4 protein-coding genes are annotated in these 7,207 nt (G+C 37.0%); all 4 read left to right on the top strand.

Features of this window, described 5'->3' with window-relative positions; translation table 11 throughout:
- Nucleotides 1-320: 320 nt before the first annotated feature.
- The 4 genes from ABD940_RS22185 (at nt 321) to ABD940_RS22170 (ending at nt 7,145) form a co-directional block, all read left to right on the top strand.
- Entirely contained in the window at nt 321-1,055 is a 735-nt protein-coding gene (locus tag ABD940_RS22185; protein ID WP_345208638.1) for a DNA-binding domain-containing protein, read from the top strand.
- Nucleotides 1,056-1,362: 307 nt separating this feature from the next.
- Nucleotides 1,363-3,078, top strand: coding sequence for a hypothetical protein (locus ABD940_RS22180; protein ID WP_345208636.1), 1,716 nt, complete (start codon nt 1,363-1,365; stop codon nt 3,076-3,078).
- Between the two features lie 172 nt (nt 3,079-3,250).
- On the top strand, nt 3,251-4,768 hold the full coding sequence (locus ABD940_RS22175) for a hypothetical protein (protein ID WP_345208634.1): 1,518 nt from the start codon (nt 3,251-3,253) through the stop codon (nt 4,766-4,768).
- A gap of 289 nt (nt 4,769-5,057) precedes the next feature.
- Nucleotides 5,058-7,145: a T9SS type B sorting domain-containing protein gene (locus ABD940_RS22170; protein ID WP_345208632.1), complete on the top strand. Its 2,088-nt coding sequence runs from the start codon at nt 5,058-5,060 to the stop codon at nt 7,143-7,145.
- The last annotated feature ends 62 nt before the right edge of the window (nt 7,146-7,207 follow it).

The following is a 7,207-nucleotide window of genomic DNA, read 5'->3' as shown; positions in this document are numbered from 1 at the left end:
AAGGCGTGTTGATTTTGGAATCAGCCAATAAGGCGTTGATTTTACCTAAAGTCAATGATCCTGTTGCCAATATGAAAAGTCCCATCGCGGGAACCATATGTTATGATACAGTGAGCAAAACAATGGCGGTATTTGATGGATTAAAATGGAGCTTCTGGAAATAAAACTATAATCATAGAATATAAACAAATGATACGAGACGGACCTGCATTAAAACATTTAACTACAAATAAATAAAATATTAAAAATCACAGCTTATACACATTTATGTATTTGAAAATGAATGTGTATAAGCAATTATCACAAAGCAAAAATTTAAAATGCCAATACTACACAAAATCAAAGCCTATCTATATGATAATCTTTTAACCAAGGATAACCCAAATGATTTTATTGCCCGCACAGTAAGCGAGCGTTCTCTAAATGTAAAACAGATCTGTGAATCTGCAGCCAATCGTGGTGGAGCTGATGTTTCTGCTGCAGCCATGGAACATGCGACTTCACTATTTCTTAAAGAGATGGCTTACCAGTTGTGTGACGGCTATTCGATAAATACAGGATACTTTACAGCAAGTACACAGATAAGAGGAGTATTTGATAGTGCTATGGAAACTTTTGACAGTGATAAGCACAGCATATTATTCAGATTCAATCAGGGTGAAAAGCTTAGGGCAGAAATTCCCAATATTGAAGTGAATATTATAGGGGTGGCTGATGCATCATCTGCTATTCTTCAGGTTACCGATGTTAAGAGTGGTACTGTTAATGATATTATAACTCCCGGAAAAAACCTTAAGATCTCGGGAACGAAGATCAAAATATTCGGAGACGATCCTGCCAACGGAATCTATTTTATTGAAACTTCTACAGAGGCAAGAACATTGGTAGAAGCTGATGATATTGTTACCAACAATCCTTCTGAACTTATTATCGTGATTCCTGCATTAGCCGCCGGAAGCTATACCTTAGAGTTGGTAACACAGTATACAGGAGGAGCAACACAGCTGAAAGAACCCCGTACAGCGGAGTTTGATAAACAGCTTACCGTACAATAGTGCTGGTGTATCATCTCCACTCGCACGAGTGGAGGCTGCACACTTATACTAGTGATGAGGCCACACTAGTGCGAGTGTAATTATAAAAAATTATTTCTACAGTTTTAATAAATAATAACAAATCCTCAATAGAAAAGAAATTTTATTAGCTGATTCAATATCAGTGCATTATAATTAATTCATGGTTTGCAACTGTTGCCGTTTGGTAACGGTTGCTTTTAAAAAAGTAAAAAAAATAAGCCTACAACACAATTGAATTTAAAAAAAATATTAATAATAAACACAAATGCACAACAACAACAAACAAATGATGAAAATTTCACTACCACTTTTGGTATTATGTTCTAGCTTATCTTACTCGCAAGTGGGAATCAACAATACAGATCCCAAAGCTACATTAGACATTACAGCAAGAACCACAGATGCAAGTAAGCCTGAAGGGCTTATCGCTCCGAGACTAACGGGTGACCAGATCAGAGGTAAAAATACTCAGTATGACATCCCTCAGACAGGTACAATCATTTATGCAACTGCTGCCGATTCTTCCCCTGCAGGTAAAACTGCTAATATTACGGCTCCCGGCTATTATTATTTTGATGGTATAGCTTGGCAGAAGATTTCGGGAGGAGGTACTTCAGCAGGCGATGCTACTAATGACGCATGGATAAACGATGCTACCAACACAATTGTGAAACTTGGAACACAGGCTGATGGTTCTACTGCAAGAGTAGCGGGAACAGAATTTGTAGCTAAAGACAACGGAGCGATTGGAATAGGAACTGTTTCTCCTGATGCATCCGCACAGTTAGATGTTACTTCCTCTAATAAAGGTTTTTTACCACCTCGCGTAGCTCTTACAGCAATTAATGATAAAAGTCCTTTACCAGCATCTACACCAACGGCAGGTATTTTAGTTTATAACACAGCTACAACTTCTAACACTCCTTATGATGTATCTCCAGGATATTATTACTGGGATGGAAGCAAATGGGCGAGTATAACGGCTAGTACAACCAACCAAGCCATAATGACGCTTACGGATTGTTCCAGCATGAAAGTAACAGGAGCATCTCTTGTAAAAGGAAAACCTGCAGCCGGACAAATTACGTTAAGTGTAAATGTAACGAAAGCTGGTAAATGGAATCTCATGACCAACTCAGTAAATGGAGTGTATTTTGCAGGAGGGGGAGAATTTTATTATACAGGAACACAGACAATAACACTATATGCACAGGGAACCGCAACGGCAACAGCAAGTCCTGCAACATTTACAGTAACCGTAGGGTCTACCAGCTGTAGTGTAAATATTAATATTTTCGATATTTCCAGCTACACCATGAAAGTATTGTCTTTAACGCCTGATACTTGGGGAACCAATATTGCCAGTGGGTCAAGTAATACAAACTTAAAAAGTAAATTGAATAATACTTCTAATTTCGGACCTTCAGGAGTAGTTACAGTCGGTGGGTTTTCATTCAGCGATTATAATGTTCAAAGTGGAAATGCTATTGAGCTTGCAGCTCAATTGGAAAATACCAACATCTTGTGGATAGGATGGCCAGATAATAGTTATTTTAATGCAGCAGAACTAAGTGCTATTAAAAATTGGCTGGATGCTAAAAAAGGAGTAGCTATTTTTCATGCAGATGATCCAAGCCATAACGCATGGGTAGCTAATTTAGGCTATTCTTCTACCAACTATGGATCAGCAACAGGTTTTCAGGGTAGTGGTTCCATATCTCCTCTTGTGGGATCATTTGGAAACCTCAACGGAGCCGGATTTACAATCAGTACAGGAGCCAACCGAGGTGCAATCAATGGCTTAGGTACTGTATTAATGATAGATACTGACGAGTCTGTTTACACACCCAGAATGATTCTTAATGGCAATTATGTGATCATTGCCGATGTCGATTTATCTTATAATGGAGTAATAACATCAGGTGTGACTATCTCAAGCAATAATGATAAACTGTATGGAAATGTATTTGAATGGGCAGTTAAAAATGCACCACTTAAATAATAAACGATCTATAAAATTCAAAATATCTTTTCATAAGTTTTTTAATGCAGTCTTCTTTTTCCTTTTTTAAAATGATGAGAAAAGATATACGAAAACTGGAGGCTGCATTTTTCACTTAATGTGAAACTAATTATTATAACAGACACAAATGAATATGAACAACAACAAACAAATGATGAAAATTTCACTGCCACTTTTGGTATTATGTTCTAGCTTATCTTACTCGCAAGTGGGAATTAACAATACAGATCCAAAAGCTACATTAGACATTACGGCAAAAACCACAGATGCAAGTAAGCCGGAAGGGCTTATTGCCCCGAGACTAACAGGTGACCAGATCAGGAATAAAAATGCTCAGTATGACACTGCCCAGATAGGAGCAATAATCTATGCTACCACTGCAGATTCTTTTCCGACAGGTAAAACCGTTAATATTACCGCTCCCGGCTATTACTATTTTGATGGTATAGCTTGGCAGAAGATCAATACAGGAGTTGGCGGTTCAAACGTCGTAGGTTCCGGAAATAATATATATACAATTGATGGGACTTTACAGGACAACAGAACGGTTACAATGGCAGATAAGACATTGAACTTCAATTCTACGGCAACTACCGGCACCAGTCATTTTAATGTAGATGGCAGCACGCTGAATGTAGATGCAGTAAATAATAGAGTGGGTATTGGGACATCAACACCAAAGTTTTTTCTTGATGTTGTGGGTGATAATTCTGCATATGGACATGCAATAGGAATAAGCAACTCAGCTTTAAATCCGCAGGACAGAGCCGCAATTGGTGTACAAGGTTCGGGTACTATTCAGCGATGGTTGCAATTTATTGCACCCGGAACAGCTAGTTCAGCATTTGCATTTAAATTTGATACACCCAATGGGCAAGCGTTGACGGTAATGAGTAACGGACAAGTGGGCATGAGCAATCCTTCTCCCGATCCCTCAGCACAGCTTGATGTTAGGTCTTCTGATAAAGGGTTTTTACCGCCACGTCTTGCTTTATCTGCCACAAATAACAAAAGTCCTTTAACAACTGCTTCTCCCAACCCTGGAGTCTTGGTCTACAATACAGCAACGACCACTAACAAACCTTATGATGTATCTCCAGGATATTATTATTGGAATGGAAGTAATTGGATGAGACTGGCAACAGGCACCGGAGCTTCCAACTCTTCCAATTGGGCTGTCGGTGAAGAAAGGGTATTTATGTATTCAGCAACAGATGCTACATGGAATACTACTGGAACTACGAAAACTTATATGACAGGAAAAGCAGTAAACAATACCTCAACCACTTCAGGAAAATTATTATCTGAAGCTATGATGCAAGAAAGTGGTGATATATCTAACGCTCTTGTTATCAATGGTATGCGTCTTGATTTTTTGCGTCAAAATCCAAGGTTTGTAAATACAACAGCCAGTCCTATAACATATAGTCTTGTTTCTCTAAGTACAGTAAACCCATACGTTAACGGAACTAAGACAATTATTGCCCCTAATGCTATATGTTATTATGTTGATGGAGATAATAACTTTTATTATAGTAACAATAATGAAGGCGAACTGGATAATGGATTTATTGTGTTTCCTACAGGAGAATGGTACGACTTTTCTGTTTACCTGATACAAATAGATGGAGTAGCGCAAGGCTATACCAGAGCGAAACGACTTAGATAAATTTATTAAACAAATGTGTTTTAATGAGCCGTTAAAATCATAATGTTTGGATAGACATATGATCCACAAGGATCAAACTAACTTTTCATAAGTTGTTTTTTTGATGCAGTCTTCTTTTTCTTTTTAAACGAGGGAAAGTAAATATGAAACTGAAGGCTGCATTTTTCTTCAAATCTTTTTTAGCAATAAGACTCTTAAAGAAATTACTATTATAATATTTTACTGCCAATATGTTAAATCAAGATATTCATCTTACAAATTTTATAAACTAAAAATAAAGCAATTACTAATGAAAAAACTATTACTATTTTTGTTTTTATCCTTATCACAAGTATATTTTTCACAATCAGACTGTGTTTCTGCTCTTGCAGTTTGTGGAAACTCTAATATTTCCTATACACCCAGCGGATTTGGAAGTATTCAGGAAAATCCACTTGGAGGGGGATGTTTATCAAGCGAGCATTATTCAGTATGGTATACCTTTACTATAGCTACCAGTGGTACGCTTACATTTTTAATCACCCCGAATGCTTTTGCAGATTATGATTGGGCAGTATTTGGTCCCAACAAACCATGCGGGAGTCTAGGTTCTCCGTTAAGATGCTCTTTTGCCGCACCTTCAAACGGAGGCTTAACAGGATTGAATATGACTTCTACTGATCTTACCCAAGGAGCAGCTTCAAGTGGATTCTGCAAATATATGGATGTTGTTGCAGGAGAAACATATTATCTGATAATCGATAACTTTACTCACAATAACAATGGCTTCGTACTCAGTTGGGGAGGAACGGCTACTTTAACATCTCCTTTTACAACCGCAATACAACCTTATCCATTTGTTACTCCGGGAACTCCAAATGCAAACCCTGCTTTACCAAATGAAGTAAATATTTGCACCAGTCCTACTATTTTTGATTTTTCAACATTATCTTCTGGAATTATTAACGGTAATCCGAATTTTACAGTATCATATCATACGAGCTCCAACGATGCTATTACAGGAAGTAACCCTATTACTATCCCTATTACAGTAAATACAACTACGGTGTACTATTACAGTATAAGTTATAATGATCCTACTAATCCAAATAGTGTAGTAAGCAGATGTAAGCAAACAGGATCTTTCAAATTTAAACAGGGGAATATCACGGCAAATGATGTCACTCTGTATTCATGTAACAATAATAATGCAGGTGTAGCAACTTTTAACCTTACTTCTGCGGCGGTTTTTCCAGATCCTACAGCCATAAAAAAATATTATCCTACACTCGCTGATCTGAATGCAGGAACCAATGAAATTACAAATCCGGCAGCTTATGTATCCTCTTCTCCAAATATTGTATTTGTGAAGGTTACAAATTTACAGGGATGCTCTGCTACAGCTAAAATCACATTAAATTTCTATCCTCTTCCTACTGTTGCAGAAGCAACATTAAGATCATGCTTTATAGAATCTAATCCGTCAACTGCTTCATTCAATCTTACCACAGCAACTGTGATCATTCCTGCAACGCAGACCGGGCTTACTAAAAAATATTATCCATCTGTAGCGGATGCTATAAACGGAACTAATGAAATTATCAATTCAGCGTCATATATCGCTCCAAATGGGATAATCTATGTAAAAGTAATTAATAGCAATGGCTGCTTTATGGTTGCAAAGGTAAATCTTATTGTACTTCCTCCTGTTTACTCAACTGTTCTGGAAGACAAAATTATCTGTATGGAAGACAAAACAACATTAGATGCAGGTCCAGGATTTTCAGCATACGAATGGAGTACAGGAGCAACTACCCAGACAATTAATAATGTAGGAGTAGGAACATATTGGGTAAAATTAAAAACAGGAGAGTGTATTACTAAACAAAATGTAAAAATTTATCCTTCCGTACAGCCTGTAATTTCAAATGTTGATATTTCTAATAATACAGTTACTATATATACAACAGGAGGAACACCACCGTACAAATATTCAATGGATAATATTAATTGGCAGGACTCTAATGTATTTACCAATGTACCAAGAGGTGACAATACCATCTATGTAAAAGACTCTTATGACTGTGATCCTATTACCATCACAATTGTAGTACCTAACTTAATTAATGTAATTACGCCAAACGGAGACGGAATAAATGATGTAATTGATTATTCTGCATTATCTGGTAAAAAAGGTTTGGTTTTAAGCATTTTTGACAGATACGGAACAAAAGTTTTTCAGGCTGACAAATTCACTGGTTACAAATGGGACGGATCTGCAAGTGGTAAAAAATTACCTACTGCAACCTACTGGTACTCCATAACATGGAATGAAAATGATAAGCACAACACGCCTGTAAAATATTCAGGCTGGATATTGGTGAAAAACAGAGAATAATAATAGAATATTATAGGGTTAGTGGTATGCAGTCTTCTTTTTTCAAATGAGAGAAAATAAAT

The organism is Chryseobacterium ginsengisoli, assembly GCF_039542325.1.
Taxonomy (GTDB): Bacteria; Bacteroidota; Bacteroidia; order Flavobacteriales; family Weeksellaceae; genus Chryseobacterium; species Chryseobacterium ginsengisoli.
The sequence above is the reverse complement of the archived record's forward strand: the minus strand, read 5'-3'. Positions and strand labels throughout refer to the sequence as shown.

Excerpts from the sequence above, each read along its gene's own strand:
- ABD940_RS22185 (WP_345208638.1), top strand. The coding sequence starts at position 321 with ATGCCAATACTACACAAAATCAAAGCCTATCTATATGATAATCTTTTA.
- ABD940_RS22180 (WP_345208636.1), top strand. The coding sequence starts at position 1,363 with ATGATGAAAATTTCACTACCACTTTTGGTATTATGTTCTAGCTTATCT.
- ABD940_RS22175 (WP_345208634.1), top strand. The coding sequence starts at position 3,251 with ATGATGAAAATTTCACTGCCACTTTTGGTATTATGTTCTAGCTTATCT.
- ABD940_RS22170 (WP_345208632.1), top strand. The coding sequence starts at position 5,058 with ATGAAAAAACTATTACTATTTTTGTTTTTATCCTTATCACAAGTATAT.